The organism is Gramella sp. MAR_2010_147, assembly GCF_900105135.1.
Classification (GTDB): Bacteria; Bacteroidota; Bacteroidia; order Flavobacteriales; family Flavobacteriaceae; genus Christiangramia.
In genome coordinates this window covers 1,608,677-1,625,692 of record NZ_LT629741.1, presented here as the reverse complement: position 1 = coordinate 1,625,692, position 17,016 = coordinate 1,608,677, and the positions used below count along the sequence as shown (strand labels likewise).

Sequence of the window (17,016 nt, the reverse complement as noted above, 5' to 3'; positions counted from 1 at the left end):
AGTTTTTTGCTGGTTTTTAACTTCTTATTCTCAATAACTTATGCTTTAATAACCTAATTTAGGTTGATTGTATTTTTTTGAAAAAATGCATTTTATTCAAAATTTTAAAGCAAATGGAAACATTGAAATTGGAGTTTAAAATAAACAGGGAAAAGCGGACTATTATAGTGGAAAAAGAATTCGCAGCACCCTTGGATGTGGTATGGTCTTCCTGGACACGTGCTGAAACTTTGGATAAATGGTGGGCGCCAAAACCATGGAAAGCCAAAACTAAACGGATGAATTTCAGGGAAAATGGAAGTTGGTTATACGTCATGCAGGGTCCCGAGGGTGAAGAACATTATGCCCTGGCCGAATACAAAGAAATTGTGCAGGAACAAAGGTTCGTAGGATTGGATTCATTTTGTGATGAAAACGGGCGTATTAATAAAGAATTACCAAAATCGACCTGGAAAGTGGAGTTCGAACCTGAAGGTTCTCATACACTGGTTACAATTGAAACGAAATACGAAACTAAAGAGGCGCTGGAAGCAATTTTAAATATGGGATTCCAGGAAGGTTTTACAGCCGGACTTTTACAGCTTGATGAACATCTGGAAAAGCTATAATTCTGTTAATCCGGGATTCTGATTTCAATTTAGGAATATTATCTTTGGTCAAAATTGAAAACATGAAGATCAGCTTAAAAAGAATCAACGATAATTATCTATTTGAAACTGTAAACGAGCGCGGCAATATTGTTCTTCTGGACAATAAAACTGATGAAGAGCCGAAAGGTGCCAGTCCTATGGATCTTATTCTTAGGGGTATTGCCGGTTGCAGCAGTATAGATATTGTTATGATTTTGAGAAAACAGCAACATGAGCTGGAAGACCTCAGGGTTGAGGTGGATGGATACCGTGAAGATGGTTCTATTCCCAACGTCTTTAAGAAGATTCAATTAGATTTCATTTTGAAAGGGGATATTCCAGCTGCAAAAGTCGAAAGAGCTGTTAAGTTATCTATGGACAAATACTGTTCTGTTTCAAAAATGCTGGAAAAAGCTGCTGAGATCAGTTATTCCATTCAATTAAATGGTGAGAAGGTTTTATAGAAAATTTTCTTAAATCCTTGCTGTTGGGTGTATTATAACATTATATTTGCTCTGTAAGTTCATTGTTTACTAACATTCGTTATCAAGAAAGGTTGAGGGATTAGACCCTGTGAAACCTTGGCAACCCTCCTGTAATGGGAGAAGGTGCTACGTTCTACCACGATCATTGTGGATAGATAACACAAGACTTCTTATTCGTCTTCTTTTTTTGATATCGTTTTATTTATAAAAGCATGTCAAAAATAGAAGAGTTACTCTCAAAAAAAATATTAATACTAGACGGTGCCATGGGTACCATGCTTCAGGAATATAAGTTTTCTGAAGAAGATTTCCGCGGAAAACGTTTTGCCGATTGGCCCGTTTCTCTGAAAGGAAATAATGATCTTCTTTCCATCACCCAGCCTGAGGCGATTGCGACCATTCACCGTAAATATTTTGATGCCGGAGCCGATATTGTTGAAACCAATACCTTCTCTGGAACCACTATTGCCATGGCCGATTATCAAATGGAAGAGTTGGTCTATGAATTGAATTATGAATCTGCCAGAATCGCTAAAAAGGTAGCTGAAGAAGTTACTGCTGAAAATCCTGAAAAACCACGATTTGTTGCCGGGGCTATTGGTCCTACGAACAAAACAGCCAGTATGAGTCCGGATGTGAATGATCCCGGGTATAGAGCAATTTCATTTGAAGAACTTAGAATTGCCTATAAACAACAGGCAAAAGCTCTTGTTGAAGGTGGCGTGGATGTTCTTTTGGTGGAAACAGTTTTTGATACCTTAAATGCCAAAGCAGCTCTTTTTGCAATCGAAGAACTTAAGGAAGAATTAGATGCGGATATTCCCGTAATGGTTAGCGGAACAATTACAGATGCATCAGGGAGAACACTCTCCGGGCAGACCGCGGAAGCATTCCTGATTTCTGTTTCACATATTCCATTGTTGAGTATTGGATTTAATTGTGCACTTGGAGCAAAGCAGCTGACTCCACATCTGGAAGTTCTAAATCGGTTTGCAAATTCGGGAGTTTCAGCGTATCCAAATGCAGGATTGCCAAATGCATTTGGAGAATACGATCAGGATGCGCAGGAAATGGCTGCTCAAATCAAAGAGTACCTGGAAAAAGGCCTCGTAAATATCCTTGGGGGTTGCTGCGGAACGACACCAAAACATATTAAAGCAATAGCAGAGATTACAAAGGATTACAAGCCAAGACCGATCCCTGCAAAAAACAAAGAAGAACGTCATGCTCAACTTGTTTCAGCATCTCAACAATCAACCGATTTATAAAGAATAAGAGACCCTGAATCAAGTTCAGGGTGACGAAAAATTATGAATTATGAGTACAACAGGTACAAATTCAATTAACAAGATAGACACCTCCCCACTGAGGCCGGGAGGGACCGTTAGACCTCTAAAACTATCAGGTCTGGAACCTTTGGTGATCACACCGGATAGTAATTTTATTAATGTTGGCGAACGCACCAATGTAGCCGGTTCTAAAAAATTCCTTCGACTCATTAAAGAAGAAAAGTTTGATGAAGCACTGGATGTTGCCCGGGAACAGGTAGATAATGGTGCGCAGATCATAGACATCAACATGGACGATGGCCTTATTGAAGGAAAAGAAGCCATGGTTAAATTTTTGAATTTAGTGGTAGCCGAACCTGATATCGCTAGAGTTCCAATAATGATAGACAGTTCCAAATGGGAAATTATTGAAGCCGGGCTTCAGGTAGTACAGGGGAAATGTGTGGTGAATTCCATTAGTTTAAAGGAAGGGGAAGAAGAATTTATAGAGCATGCAAAAAAAATAAAACGATACGGGGCATCGGTGATCGTGATGGCATTTGATGAGGTTGGACAGGCTGATAATTATGAACGCCGCATTGAAATTGCAAGACGTTCTTATGATATTTTGGTGAACAAAGTAAAATTTCCTCCCGAAGATATCATTTTTGATCTCAATATTTTCCCGGTTGGAACGGGGATGGATGAACATAAAAGAAATGCCATAGATTTTATTGAAGGCACCAGGTGGGTAAAAGAAAATCTTCCGTACTGTAGTGTGAGTGGCGGTGTGAGTAATGTTTCCTTTTCTTTCCGCGGAAATAATCCGGTGAGAGAAGCGATGCATTCCGTTTTTCTTTATCATGCCATCAAGGCTGGAATGAATATCGGGATCGTGAATCCATCGATGCTGGAGGTTTATGATGAGATCCCGAAAGATCTTCTGGAGCATGTGGAGGATGTTATGTTCGACAGAAGGGAAGATGCTACCGAAAGGCTACTGGATTTTGCTGAGAATGTGGTTGGTAGAAAAAAAGAAAATAAAGTTGATCTCTCCTGGAGAGAAAAGCCCTTGCAAGACAGGATCACTCATGCGTTGGTTAAAGGAATTGACGCCTATATTTTAGAAGATATAGAACAGGCCAGGCAGGAAGCGGAGCGCCCTTTGGACGTAATCGAAGGTCCGCTTATGATCGGGATGAATGTAGTGGGAGATCTTTTTGGTAGTGGAAAAATGTTTCTTCCCCAGGTAGTAAAGTCGGCTCGGGTGATGAAAAAGGCGGTAGCATATTTATTACCATATATAGAAGCAGATAAATCAAGCAAAAGACAATCGGCTGGTCGAGTTTTAATGGCAACCGTAAAAGGGGACGTACATGATATTGGTAAAAATATCGTAAGTGTTGTTCTTGGCTGTAACAATTATGAGATCATTGATTTGGGCGTAATGGTTCCACCGGAAAAGATCATTGAAACAGCCAAAAAAGAAAATGTAGATGTGATTGGTCTTAGCGGACTTATTACTCCGTCGCTGGACGAAATGGTTTTTCTGGCTAAGGAGATGGAGCGCCAGGAATTCTCTGTTCCATTGTTGATTGGTGGAGCAACTACTTCGAAGGCACATACAGCGGTAAAGATAGATCCACAATATAAGCATGCAGTGGCTCATGTAAATGATGCCTCGAGGGCGGTTACAGTGGTTGGAGATCTAATGAAAGAAAACTCGAGGGAGGAATATAAAATTGAACTTAAGGAGCAGTATGATAAGTTCAGAAAGAATTTTAGTAAAAGGAGTAAGGTTAAATCCTTTTTAAGTATTGACGAGGCGCGGGAAAATAAATTTCAGATCAACTGGGAGAAAGCTCAGGTCACAAAACCGAAAAAACCTGGAATCCAGGTTATAGAAAATTTTGAGCTGAATAAACTTACAGATTATATAGACTGGAGCCCGTTTTTTAGAAGCTGGGATCTTCATGGCCGCTATCCCGATATTCTAAAAGATGACAAAGTAGGTGAGCAGGCACAAATTCTTTTTGATGATGCTCAGGCTTTACTTCAAAGGATTCTTGATGAAAGACTTCTGAAAGCCAAAGCGGTTTATGGCTTATTTGAAGCAAATTCTATTAATCACGATGATATTGAAGTGAAACATGAAGAAGCTTCTGAGGAGAAAAGGATGGTTTTTATAACACTCCGCCAGCAATTAAAGAAGTATGCTGAAAAGCCAAATTTCGCCCTTTCAGATTTTATAGCCCCAAAAGAAAGCGGCATCCAGGATTATATGGGATGTTTTTGTGTGACCACCGGTTTTGGAACTGCTGAACTTGCCGCAGAATTTGAAAAAGATCACGATGATTATAATTCTATTATGGTAAAAGCATTAGCCGACAGGCTTGCCGAAGCTTTTGCTGAATATTTGCATAAGGAAGTGAGAACGAAGCATTGGGGGTATGCTTCCAATGAAAATTTGAGCAATGAAGAGTTAATAAAAGAGTCATATAAAGGGATTCGGCCCGCACCCGGTTATCCTGCCTGTCCCGATCATCTTGAAAAACTGAGTATTTGGGAAGTACTGAATGTGGAAGAAAATATTGGCGTGAAACTTACTGAAAGCCTGGCGATGTGGCCGGCGGCCAGTGTGAGTGGCTATTATTTTGCCAATCCTGAAGCGAGGTATTTTGGAGTTGGAAAAATAAAAGAAGATCAGGTGAAAGATTTTGCAGAAAGAAAAGGTATCGATTTCAAAAAGGCAGAAAAGTGGCTGAATCCAAATATTGCGGATTAGATAATACGTCATTCTGAATTTATTTTGAGCTTCTGAAACAAATTCAGAATGACGAGATTTTATAAAGTATATAGAAATAAATGCGTTAGGGATTGCAGCGGCATCCTTTTACCTGCATGCTGAGTTTATCGAAGCATAGCGGTAAAAGATAAAGCGAAAAGCCCGGCCTGAAAGGCAACGCCCCGATAATAAAAATAAGAATTGATTTGAAATGAAAGTTACCGAACACATCGAAAAAGCAAACGGAAAAACCTTGTTCTCTTTTGAAATAATTCCGCCGAAAAAAGGAAAAAATATCCAGGAACTTTATAATAATATAGATCCTTTAATGGATTTTAAACCACCCTTTATTGATGTGACAACTTCACGGGAGGAACATGTGTATGTAGATCGTGACGGGCTTTTTGACAGAAAGATCACGCGTATGCGTCCGGGGACCGTAGGAATTTGCGCGGCGATCAAACATAAGTACAATGTAGATACGGTGCCTCATGTGCTTTGCGGTGGATTTTCTAAAGAGGAGACGGAATACCTGCTGGTAGATTGTCATTATTTAGGGATAGAGAATGTGATGGCGCTGCGCGGGGATGCCATGAGTCACCAAAGGTATTTTGAACCTTCTAATGGAGGCCATCCATATGCCTGTGATCTGGTGAAGCAAATTACTAACCTGAACAAAGGAAAGTATCTGCACGATGTGATAGAAACTGATGATTTGGCAGATTTCTGCATAGGTGTTGCAGGTTATCCCGAAAAACATATTGAGGCACCTTCCTTAAGTTCTGATCTTAAAAGATTAAAAGAAAAAGTAGACGCAGGAGCAGACTATGTGGTTACTCAAATGTTTTTTGATAATTCCAAATATTTTGAATTTGTAGAGGAAGCTAAAAAAGCGGGTATTACAGTGCCGATAATCCCAGGACTAAAGCCCATTGCAATTTCAAAGCATTTGCAAATGTTACCACAGGTTTTTAAAATTGATCTTCCGGAAGCACTGATTTCTGAAGTTGAAAAATGTAAAAATAATAAAGAGGTAAGACAGGTTGGAATAGAATGGTGTATTAAGCAATCTAAGGAATTGATGGAAGGCGGAGCTCCGGTGTTACATTACTATTCCATGGGGAAAAGCAGCAATATTGAGCAAATCGGCAGGGCGATATTTTAATTTTTGCAAGTTGAAAAACTTCACGGCTTTTTTTTCGTAAATATGTTAGATTTGCCCTCGTATGAAAAAAGTTATCCCCTGCCTACTGTTTCTGTTGAGTTATGTTGCTCTGGCACAGGAAGAAAAACCTGAAAAATACTTCTCTCTGGATGCCCAGTACTTCTATGGGACTATTTTAGAACACAATCCAGATATTGCTCATTTAATTACCGATCATCCTGATGGTTTCCTTCTTAGCTGGAACAGGAAAACTTATGGACTGGAGAAATGGGAAAGCCGGTATAATTATCCTGATTTCGGGTATTCTTTCATTTATCAGAACATGAAAAACACCTATCTGGGGGAGAATTACTCATTATATGGTCATTTCAGCTTTTATGCTTTAAAAAGATTACTGATGTTCAGGATTGGTCAGGGTGTGGCCTATACAACAAATCCGTATGATGCAGACGAGAATTATATCAATAATGCCTACGGAACAAGATTTCTAAGTTCTACCTATTTAATGGGGAATATCCATAAGGAAAATATCATTGGAGGTCTGGGTGTGCAGGCAGGTGTGACTATTATTCACTATTCCAATGCCGATCTTGGTTCTCCAAACCACAGCACAAATACGTTTACCTTCAATGTTGGTTTGAATTACCTCCTCGATCATAAAAATCATCCTGATTTTATACCAAGGGGAGAAGAAGAAAAATATACCGAACCATTTCATTATAATTTTGCGGTGAGAAGCGGGATAAATACTGCCGGAGTCATTGGATCGCCAAAGCTTCCGTTTTTGACTTTTGCTGCGTATGCCGATAAGGTGCTGAATCATAAAAGTACCTTGCAGGGTGGTGCTGAATTGTTCTTTTCACGATCGCTGGAAGAATTTATAGAATACCAGTCGGTTGCATTTCCGCAGAAAGGAACCACGGGCGATGAGGATGCGAAAAGGGTAGGACTTTTTGTAGGTCATAAACTTACTTTTAATAAAATGTCCCTCATCACTCATTTAGGCTATTATGTTTACTATCCATATACAGATTATGTGGAGCAGGTTTATAACAGGATGGGTTTGCAAAGAGAACTGTCTGAGCACTGGTGGGCATCTGCCACGGTTAGATCTCATGGAGCGAATGCCGAAGCTGTAGAATTTTCAATTGGATACAGATTATAAGAGATGAAAAAAATACTATTCTTAATTACAATTATATGTTTTCTGAGCTGTGATTCTGAAGATACAGGAGACTGTTTTCAACAAGCAGGGGAGATCACTCAAACTGAAGTAGAAGTAGCTGATTTTACTGAGATTATGGTCTATGATAAGATCAAGCTTTTCATTGAACAGGGCACGAAACAGAAAGTAGTTATAGAAACCGGAGAAAACCTAGTGAATGAGATATCGGCTGAAGTTACTGAAGGGAGATTGATTTTAATGAATGAAAACGTATGTAACCTGTTAAGAGATTATGAGATCACGAAAATCTATGTGACGGTGCCAGAACTTACCTATTTACGTCACGCAGGTAATATTCCGTTAGAAAGCGTTGGAACATTGAATTTTGAAGATTTATGGCTGGTTTCTGAAAATCAGGCGCTGGATCCTGAAATTCATACCAACGGAGATTTTATACTGGATCTAAATGTTGAAAATTTAAGAATTACCAATGATAATTATTCTAATTATTTCATGACCGGAAAAGTGCAGAATGCAGATTTCTTCTTTGCAGCAGGCGACGGCAGGCTGGAAGCTAGAGATCTTATTGTTCAGCATTACGAAATATTTCACCGTGGTACGAATAAGCTCATCATAAATCCGCAGCAAAGCCTTAAGGGCGAAATTGTAAGTTATGGAGATATAATTTCTGTAAACCGACCTCCAGAGGTAGATGTAGAGGAGAAATTTAGGGGTAAGCTTATTTTTGAATAACTGGTCTGTGTCAAAATTTATATTTGTGTCAAGCTGAACTTGTTTCAGTTTCTTTTTATGAGATCCTGAATCAAGTTAAGGATGACACTCTAACCTTATTTAAGAATTGGTCAATTCAGTGAAGAGGCTTTCGAGATTCTTAGTCTTCTGATTGAGCTGCAGTGTTTTTAATCCATTATCATGGGCAAAATCGAAAACTGCGGGTCTCATATCCTTATCTGTGTCAAAAATAAGTTCATAAGTGAATCCGCCGGTATTTTTAGCTGAAGCCAGATAAGGTATTTTTTGAAGAGCAATTTCTTCAATTCTATAATCAAATTCTACAAAAATGATTTGATCATTCCCTTTTCTCAAATCATTCAGATTCTTATCGGCTACTATTTTCCCTTTATTGATAATAATAACACGATCACATATAGCCTCTACTTCCTGCATAATATGAGTAGAAAGAAAAACCGTTTTTCCGGCTTTTCCCTCAGAATTATTCTTCCCTATATTCTTAATAAGCGTCCTTATTTCTACCAATTGATTAGGATCAAGACCAGTGGTGGGTTCATCCAGAATCAATACTTCTGGGTCATGTAGCAAGGCAGCGGCCAGTCCAACACGCTGGCGGTAACCTTTGGAGAGTTGTTCTATTTTCTTATTTGCTTCCGGCGTAAGACCGGTAAGTTTAATCACTTCTTCAACCCGTTTTTTATCTGTTTTATAGACTGAAGCATTAAAGAGCAGATATTCTCTAACGAACATTTCAGTATATAATGGGTTGTGCTCTGGCAGATATCCTATTCGTTTTTGAATCTTAGATTTCTGATCTTCCAATTTAAGTCCGTCTACACTGGCTTCTCCACTTTCCGGGTTTAGATAGCCGGTAAGGATTTTCATTAATGTAGACTTCCCTGCGCCGTTAGGACCAAGAAATCCAACGATCTCTCCTTTTGAAATTTCAAAACTAACCTCATTCAGCGCTTTTTGGCTCCCAAAATGTTTAGATATGTTTGTTACTGTTATAGACATTGCTTCAAATTTCAAAATTAGGAATAAATAATCAGGGATGTTGCTGAAAATAATTCAAACTTTAAACGAAAATTAGTAGTGAGAAATTGTAATTCGTATTAAAACACTATCGATTTTCCGAATATGCGAAAACTCGTTATTTTGAAGGAGAAAAATTTTGAATCTAGGATTTAAAGACTAATTTAGTCACTTAATATTATAAGAAATGACAGGTTTAATTAATTGGAACGCGTTCTATTATTTTTATTTCTATACCAGGAATAGGATCGGGAATGCTATATGATTAATTAATACATCAAATTATATAAAAGTCTCGATCTAAAATCGGGACTTTTTTTATTGTATCAATATGAGTAAAAAAGTCGGAATTCAGGGTATTAAAGGTTCTTTCCATCATCTGGTGGTCATGGATTATTACCCTAACGAAGTAGCGGTGGTGGAACATATGTCCTTTCACGAGCTGGCAGAAAAGCTGGCTTCAAACGAGACCAATGAAGCGGTAATGGCTATAGAGAACAGTATTGCCGGCTCCATTTTACCAAATTATGCTCTTATAGATGAATACAATTTAAGTGTGATCGGGGAGCATTATACTCCGGTAAATATGAATCTAATGGCAGTTGAAGGGCAGGAGATTAAAGATATTAAAAAGGTGTTTTCCCATCCTATGGCTTTACTGCAATGTAAAGAGTTCTTTAAAAAGCATCCTCATATTAAGTTGATTGAAGATGCAGATACTGCTGAAGCTGCTAAAAGAATTTCAGAAGAAGGAAAGTTGAAGGTTGCTGCTGTTGCCAGTCCGGCAGCGGCGAGTATGTATGGATTGGAAATTCTGGCCAGAGAAATTCACACCATAAAAAGTAATGCCACCAGGTTTCTCGTGTTAGGTACAGAAATGCAAAAGCCAAATGGAGAGAAACTAGATAAAGCTTCCCTGAAATTTGATTTGAGCAGTGATCGCGGCAGTCTGGTTTCGGTATTGAATATTTTAAGGGACTCTTACTTAGATATGACTAAAATTCAGTCGCTCCCTATTATTGACGAACCCTGGAAATATTCATTTTTTGTGGATGTGACTTTTGAAAGAACACAGGATTTTGAAAAGGCGATCGATGTGTTGAAAATAATGACGGAAGATTTAAAAATTTTGGGAATCTATAAAAACAAATTGTCATGATAACTGCAAAAAGGCTCGATACAGTTCAGGAATACTATTTCTCGAAGAAACTTCGTGAAGTAGCCGATCTCAGAGCCAAAGGAAAACCAATTATCAATCTGGGGATTGGCAGTCCTGATCTTGCTCCACCACCTGCGGTTATAGAAGCATTGAATACTGCTCTTGAAAATAGTGCCGCCCACCAGTACCAGCCTTATAAAGGAATTACAGAATTGAGAAATGCCATTTCAGAATTTTATAAAAAATTCTATCAGCTTGATTTAGATCCCGATGCAGAAATATTGCCATTAATGGGAAGTAAGGAGGGAATCATGCATATTTCTATGACTTTCTTAAATCCTGGTGATGAGGTTTTATTACCAAATCCCGGTTATCCTACTTATAGTTCAGTTTCTAAATTACTGGAAGCGAAAGAACGCAATTATGAATTAAAACCAGAGAATAATTGGCTTCCAGATCTTGATAAATTATCGAAAGAAGACCTTAGTAAAGTAAAAATAATGTGGGTGAACTATCCGCATATGCCTACAGGATCTGTAGCACCGGACAGCTTTTTTGAAAAACTGACCAGGTTTGCTGAAGAGCATAAAATATTAGTGATAAACGATAATCCCTATAGTTTTATTCAGAATGATCATCCTAAAACCATTTTAAGAAAAGAAGGTTTAAGCGATTATGTAATGGAGTTAAATTCCTTGAGTAAAAGTTTCAATATGGCCGGTTGGAGAGTGGGGATACTTGCAGGAAGTGAAAAGAATATCAATGCTGTTTTAAAAGTAAAATCTAATATGGACAGCGGAATGTTTTACCCGGTGCAGGCCGGTGCTGTGGAAGCATTGAAATTGTCAGGTTCCTGGTTCGAAGAAATCAATAAAGTGTATACCAGAAGGAAGAAAAAGATCCTTGAGTTAATTTCAGAATTAAACTGTGAGGTGAAGGGCGATCAGGTAGGCCTTTTTTTATGGGCCAAGACTCCCAAAGAAAAGACTTCCAGTGATATTGTAGATGACTTGCTTTATAATAAGGACATTTTTATTACACCGGGATTCATTTTTGGTTCTCAGGGTGAAGGCTATGTGCGTTTTTCACTCTGCGCGACAGAGGATGATATCGATGAAGCACTGAAAAGAATTAAATTATGAAAGTTTTTGTAATAGGTATAGGCTTGATAGGTGGATCTTTTACCCTGGATCTGAAATCTGTAATGGAGAACGTTGAGGTCTATGGGATAGACGAAAATGAAGAACATCTTGCGAAAGCTTTAGAGCTTGGATTGATCGATAAAAAAGCACAATTCGAAGAACTTATTAAAGCCGACCTGGTATATATGGCAATTCCCGTAGACACCTCTTTAAATGTACTGCCCAGGGTATTAGATATAGTAAAAGAAGATTGTATGGTAATAGATGCCGGGTCTACCAAAGAAGAAATTTGCAAAATAGTTGCTGAACATCCTAAAAGACGAAATTATCTTTCTGCACATCCCATTGCCGGAACAGAATTTTCGGGGCCTACCGCTGCAGTTCGTGGTTTATTTAAGAATAAGACAAACATCATTTGTGAAGTAGAAAAAACAGCTTTCAAACTTCAGGAAAGGGCTTTGGAAATATTTAAGGCAATTGGGATGAGAATTAGATATATGGATCCTTCTTCCCACGACAGGCATATCGCCTATGTGTCGCATTTATCACACATAAGTTCTTTTATGCTTGGTAAAACGGTGCTGGAAAAAGAGAAGAATGAGAGGGATATTTTCGATCTGGCCGGTAGTGGATTTGCTTCTACAGTAAGACTGGCGAAAAGTTCTCCGGCAATGTGGACGCCCATCTTCCGTCAGAATAAGAAAAATGTTATGGAAACACTGGATGAGTATATTTTAAATTTGAAACATTTCAGAAAACTGATAGATGAAGATAATTTTGAGGAAATATTCAGTGAAATGGAAAGAACGAACCATATAAGAGAAGTATTAAACGGAATAAATAAGAACGAAGAATTTAAAATAGTAGAAAATGGAAAATAACAAAGAACTCAGAACGTGGTTGGATGATTTCGGATTGTCACATCCACTGGTTATTGCAGGTCCCTGTAGTGCCGAAACAGAGGAACAGGTTTTAACGATCGCCCACCAGTTAAAAGACAGTGATGCAACTGTGCTAAGAGCAGGAATCTGGAAGCCAAGAACCAGACCCGGAAACTTTGAAGGTGTAGGTGCACTTGGTTTAAAATGGCTTCAAAAGGCAAAGGAGGAAACAGGAATGCTTACTACTACCGAAGTGGCAAACCCAAATCATGTAGATCTTGCGTTAAAGCATGATGTAGATATTCTTTGGATAGGTGCAAGAACCACCGTGTCTCCTTTTATTGTTCAGGAAATTGCTGATGCCCTGAAAGGAACAGATAAGATCGTATTGGTGAAAAACCCGGTGAATCCAGACCTTTCGTTATGGCTTGGTGCTGTGGAAAGATTACATACTGCTAATATTTCGAAACTGGGGGTAATTCATAGAGGCTTTTCAGCCTACGAAAAAACCAAGTACAGAAACAATCCGGAATGGCAAATCCCGATTGAGCTTCAGAACAAATTTCCAGATTTGCCTTTAATCCTCGATCCATCTCACATTGCAGGTAGAAGGGATATCATCTTTGACCTTTGTCAGACTGCCCTGGATCTAAACTATGACGGACTTATGGTGGAAACACATCACACCCCGGATAAAGCCTGGAGTGATGCTGCACAGCAAATTACCCCTGAAACACTTATTAAAATGATGGAAGATCTAAAAGTTAGAAAGGAAATTTCTGGAAATGAAGAGTTTCAGAATAAATTGACCGCCCTGAGATCTAAAATCGACATTACTGATAGTCAGATTCTGGAGATTCTTTCCAAGAGAATGAAAATCGCCGAGGAGATTGGAGAGGTTAAAAAGGATAAAAACGTGGCTATTTTACAAACTAAGAGATGGAATGAAATTCTTGGTAAAATGGTGCTGGAAGGCGAGGAAAAGGGACTTAGTGAAGAGTTCGTTCTTAGAATGTTCAAAGCTATTCACCAGGAATCTATCAATCATCAGCAAAAAATTCTTGATGGGATTAGGTAATTTGAAAGCAATAGTTAGACGAAGCCGTTGTCTGGAATTATTCTTCTAAATTTGTATTGAAATTAAAAGATGACTCAGGATATGAATAATTTAGGATAAATGCAGGGAACGGTTTATAAATCTACAGGAAGCTGGTATCAGGTAAAGGCTGAAGATGGAGAGTTTTACGAATGCAGGATAAAAGGGAAATTCAGGATACAGGGAATTAAAAGTACTAATCCTGTGGCAGTAGGTGATGAGGTGAGTTTTGATCTTGAAGAAGGAGTAGAGGAGAAGACCGGGGTAATTAAAAAGATCAAGGAGCGTGAGAACTATATTATTCGAAAATCTGTCAATCTTTCCAAGCAAACACATATCATTGCTTCTAATATAGACCAGGTTTTTCTGCTGATTACGCTCAACAATCCGCCAACATTAACCACTTTTATAGATAGGTTCCTGGTTACCGCAGAAGCATACGATATCACTGCTGTATTGCTTTTCAACAAGGTAGATGCTTATTCTATTGAAGAGCTTGCCGAGGTGAAATATCTTGCAGAATTATACCGAAGTGCAGGTTACGAATGTATCGGTATTTCAGCAAAAAATGGAAAAAATGTTGATAAGGTAACTGGAAAAATGTACGGAAAAACCAGTATGATTTCCGGACATAGCGGAACAGGAAAATCAACTCTTATCAATGCTATAGAGCCTAGTCTGGATCTAAAAACATCAGAAATTTCAAAACAGCATAGCCAGGGACAACATACCACCACATTTGCTGAAATGTTCGATCTAAGCTTTGATGCACGTATTATTGATACCCCGGGTATCAAAGGCTTCGGGGTTGTGGATATGGATCGCGAAGAGATTGGAGATTATTTTCCCGAGTTTTTTGAAAGAAAACAGGATTGTAAATTTCATAATTGTCTGCATATAGAAGAACCGAAGTGTGCTATAAAAGACGCGTTGGAAGAAGGCGAAATTGCCTGGTCCAGGTACAAAAGTTATTTACAGATCATGGATGGTGAAGAAGATAATTATAGAATAGACCAATATCAAAAATAATGAGAGCAGTAATACAAAGAGTTTCAGAAGCATCTGTAACCGTAGATCATAAAGTTTGTGCGGTAATGCGTGATGGATTGTTGGTTCTCCTTGGGATTGAAGATGAAGATAATGAAGAAGATATTGACTGGCTGTGCCGGAAGATCATCAATATGCGAATTTTTAATGATGATGAAGAAGTGATGAATGAATCCCTGAAAAGTAGGGATGGTGATGCAATCATCGTGAGTCAGTTTACCTTGCATGCCAGTACCAAGAAAGGAAACCGGCCAAGTTATATCAAGGCGGCAAAGCCAGAAATTGCGGAACCGTTATATTTAAAGTTTATAGCTAAGTTTAAAGAAGAATTAGGAAAGGATGTTGGTGTAGGTCGATTTGGCACAAACATGAAAGTATCTCTTTTAAATGATGGACCGGTTACAATTATAATAGATTCTAAAGAAAAACGTTAAAAAGAGTTAATTTTTTATATATTGCAAGGAAATTCTGAATTTTCCCCCAAAAATGTACAAACTTCTTATTGTTTGTTTTCTTGGTGTTTCTTCAATCCTTTATAGCCAGGAAAATTATTCGGTCAGCGACATTGATCTAAAAATGCTCCTCGATGCCAATGCGGTAGTTCGTAAAAATGCTACGCACCTGGAAATAAATGATGTTGATGATGTTGTTATTACTACTGAAAGGGTTGTAACAGTCCTAAACGAATCAGGTGAACGCTTTATTGATGCTTATGAAAATTATGATGATGGAGTTTCAATTCTAGATCAGGAAGCCATAATTTATAGTGCTAAGGGTGAGGAAATAAAAAAAATCAGAAAAAGGGATTTTAAAGAACGCAGTAATTTTCAAAACTTTGTTCTTTTTTCTGATAATAGAATAAGTTATCTGGATTATACCCCAAGATCATATCCTTATACGGTAGCATATACCAGCAAGGTAAGAAGAGAAAGTAGTGTGTTTCTGCCGGACTGGTGGCCACTTGAAGGCTATAAGGTAAGTGTTGAAAAGTCTACCTATAAGCTTTTTAATAATGCTAAAATTCCGGTTCGTTTTTCTGAACGCAATCTGGATAGTCTGGATGTTGTATCCAGTACTTCCAATTTAGAGTTGGAGTATTCAGCAAATAATATTACTGCTATATCATACGAGCCACTTAGTCCTTCCTTTGAAAGTTTTGCCCCTAAAGTTCTTGTTGCACTTGAAGAATATGAACTTGAAGGAATTCGAGGAAAATCTACCGATTGGGAGAGTTTCGGAAAATGGCAATATGATAATTTAGTAGCCGGGAAAGCTATTTTACCAGACGCAATCGTTAGTAAAATATCTACTCTTACCCAGAGTGCAGAAACAACAGAAGAGAAAGCAAGGATCATCTATAATTATGTTCAGAATAACACTAGATATATCGCAGTAATGCTGGGGATTGGAGGATGGACGCCCTATCCAGCTTCAGAGGTTGATAGGCTGGGGTATGGAGACTGTAAAGGTTTAAGCAATTATACCAAAGCTTTGCTGGCATCCCAGGGTATAGAATCTGACTATACCGTCGTTTTTGGGAGTAAAGAAAGAAGGGATATAGATCCAGATTTCACCAAAATGCAGGGAAATCATATTATTTTAAGTATCCCTCAAGAAAATAAGGAAGATATATGGTTAGAATGTACCAGCCAGGATACACCATTCAATTATTTAGGTGATTTTGCAGATAACCGTTTTGTTTTAAAATTGAAACCTGAAGGAGGTGAAATTGTAAAAACGAAAAGATATTCTGCTGATGAAAATCTACAGACTGCAAATACATTGATAGTTCTTAACGAGGATGGTGGTTTTGAAGCCGAAGTTAAGAGGTCCAGTTATGGAGTGCCTTACGGGGATATTTACCTGATAGAAAATCAGCCGGAAAAAGAACAAAAACGATATTATAGAGAGAAGTTTTCCTATCTCCAGAATATAGATTTTGAAGAAATAAATTTCAGCAACGACAAACGAAAGATCGAGTTTATAGAAAACCTGGAATTTAACGGAGATAACTTTTGTAGGAAAGCCGGAAATAGACTTTTATTGCCCTTAAATTTTATAAAACAATTTCATTTAAATCTTGATGAAGATCAGAATAGGAAGAATAGCGTTCAAATAAGTAGAGGTAAATCTTACAGAGACACTACCAGGTTTAAAATTCCGGTAAATTATACCGTGGAGGCATTGCCCAAAAGTCAATTTCTGAAAACTGAATTTGGAGAATTGGAGTTCAACATAGATCAAAAAGAAGAGAAGGGGAGCGCTTATATTGTTGTAGATCAATACTTGAAAATTGAGGAGGGAGAATGGGCACCTGGAAAATTTGAAGAATTTAGAACCTTTCTCCAAAATATATATAACATAAGAAATCAAAAAGCAGTAATTGTATCATCCAGTAAAATTTAA

At 38.1% G+C, this 17,016-nt stretch carries 15 protein-coding genes and 1 riboswitch; of the genes, 14 read left to right on the top strand and 1 reads right to left on the bottom strand.

Translation table 11 applies throughout. The annotated features are described in order from the left end of the window. Window positions 1-113: 113 nt before the first annotated feature. The 7 genes from BLT95_RS07320 (at window position 114) to BLT95_RS07290 (ending at window position 8,250) form a co-directional block, all read left to right on the top strand. On the top strand, window positions 114-608 hold the full coding sequence (locus BLT95_RS07320) for an SRPBCC domain-containing protein (RefSeq protein ID WP_089665452.1): 495 nt from the start codon (window positions 114-116) through the stop codon (window positions 606-608). 62 nt (window positions 609-670) lie between these two features. Further along, complete coding sequence (locus tag BLT95_RS07315) at window positions 671-1,093, top strand: OsmC family protein (RefSeq protein WP_089665451.1); 423 nt, start codon at window positions 671-673, stop codon at window positions 1,091-1,093. Between the two features lie 76 nt (window positions 1,094-1,169). Beyond that, a riboswitch (SAM riboswitch) is annotated at window positions 1,170-1,276 on the top strand. 50 nt (window positions 1,277-1,326) lie between these two features. Then, a complete protein-coding gene (locus tag BLT95_RS07310; RefSeq protein ID WP_089665450.1) occupies window positions 1,327-2,382 on the top strand; it encodes a homocysteine S-methyltransferase family protein in 1,056 nt (351 codons plus the stop codon). Window positions 2,383-2,431: 49 nt separating this feature from the next. Beyond that, window positions 2,432-5,167, top strand: a complete 2,736-nt coding sequence (gene metH, locus BLT95_RS07305; RefSeq protein WP_089665449.1) for a methionine synthase — start codon at window positions 2,432-2,434, stop codon at window positions 5,165-5,167. A gap of 211 nt (window positions 5,168-5,378) precedes the next feature. Next, window positions 5,379-6,332, top strand: coding sequence for a methylenetetrahydrofolate reductase [NAD(P)H] (metF, locus tag BLT95_RS07300; RefSeq protein WP_089665448.1), 954 nt, complete (start codon window positions 5,379-5,381; stop codon window positions 6,330-6,332). A 61-nt stretch (window positions 6,333-6,393) separates the two neighbouring features. Continuing rightward, window positions 6,394-7,497 carry an acyloxyacyl hydrolase gene (locus BLT95_RS07295; RefSeq protein ID WP_089665447.1) on the top strand — a complete coding sequence of 368 codons (1,104 nt, stop codon included), beginning with the start codon at window positions 6,394-6,396 and terminating at the stop codon, window positions 7,495-7,497. Window positions 7,498-7,500: 3 nt separating this feature from the next. Beyond that, window positions 7,501-8,250, top strand: a complete 750-nt coding sequence (locus BLT95_RS07290) for a head GIN domain-containing protein (RefSeq protein WP_089665446.1) — start codon at window positions 7,501-7,503, stop codon at window positions 8,248-8,250. A gap of 99 nt (window positions 8,251-8,349) precedes the next feature. On the opposite strand, the gene gldA is transcribed toward BLT95_RS07290, so the two are convergent. Then, window positions 8,350-9,267 carry a gliding motility-associated ABC transporter ATP-binding subunit GldA gene (gene gldA / locus BLT95_RS07285; RefSeq protein ID WP_089666873.1) on the bottom strand — a complete coding sequence of 306 codons (918 nt, stop codon included), beginning with the start codon at window positions 9,265-9,267 and terminating at the stop codon, window positions 8,350-8,352. Window positions 9,268-9,616: 349 nt separating this feature from the next. Here gldA and BLT95_RS07280 point away from each other — a divergent pair, with 349 nt between their 5' ends. The 7 genes from BLT95_RS07280 (at window position 9,617) to BLT95_RS07250 (ending at window position 17,016) form a co-directional block, all read left to right on the top strand. Continuing rightward, window positions 9,617-10,444: a prephenate dehydratase gene (locus BLT95_RS07280; protein ID WP_089665445.1), complete on the top strand. Its 828-nt coding sequence runs from the start codon at window positions 9,617-9,619 to the stop codon at window positions 10,442-10,444. After that, complete coding sequence (locus BLT95_RS07275) at window positions 10,441-11,586, top strand: aminotransferase class I/II-fold pyridoxal phosphate-dependent enzyme (RefSeq protein ID WP_089665444.1); 1,146 nt, start codon at window positions 10,441-10,443, stop codon at window positions 11,584-11,586. The genes BLT95_RS07280 and BLT95_RS07275 overlap by 4 nt, the downstream gene beginning before the upstream one ends. Next, the gene (locus BLT95_RS07270) at window positions 11,583-12,467 is read left to right on the top strand and encodes a prephenate dehydrogenase (protein ID WP_172822576.1); all 885 of its coding nucleotides are present in this window, start codon (window positions 11,583-11,585) and stop codon (window positions 12,465-12,467) included. The genes BLT95_RS07275 and BLT95_RS07270 overlap by 4 nt, the downstream gene beginning before the upstream one ends. Beyond that, complete coding sequence (locus BLT95_RS07265; RefSeq protein ID WP_089665442.1) at window positions 12,457-13,545, top strand: bifunctional 3-deoxy-7-phosphoheptulonate synthase/chorismate mutase type II; 1,089 nt, start codon at window positions 12,457-12,459, stop codon at window positions 13,543-13,545. The genes BLT95_RS07270 and BLT95_RS07265 overlap by 11 nt, the downstream gene beginning before the upstream one ends. A 99-nt stretch (window positions 13,546-13,644) precedes the next feature. Further along, window positions 13,645-14,592, top strand: a complete 948-nt coding sequence (gene rsgA, locus BLT95_RS07260; RefSeq protein WP_089665441.1) for a ribosome small subunit-dependent GTPase A — start codon at window positions 13,645-13,647, stop codon at window positions 14,590-14,592. Continuing rightward, the gene (dtd, locus tag BLT95_RS07255; RefSeq protein ID WP_089665440.1) at window positions 14,592-15,044 is read left to right on the top strand and encodes a D-aminoacyl-tRNA deacylase; all 453 of its coding nucleotides are present in this window, start codon (window positions 14,592-14,594) and stop codon (window positions 15,042-15,044) included. Before rsgA ends, dtd begins: the two co-directional genes overlap by 1 nt. A 52-nt stretch (window positions 15,045-15,096) precedes the next feature. Continuing rightward, a complete protein-coding gene (locus BLT95_RS07250) occupies window positions 15,097-17,016 on the top strand; it encodes a DUF3857 domain-containing protein (RefSeq protein WP_089665439.1) in 1,920 nt (639 codons plus the stop codon).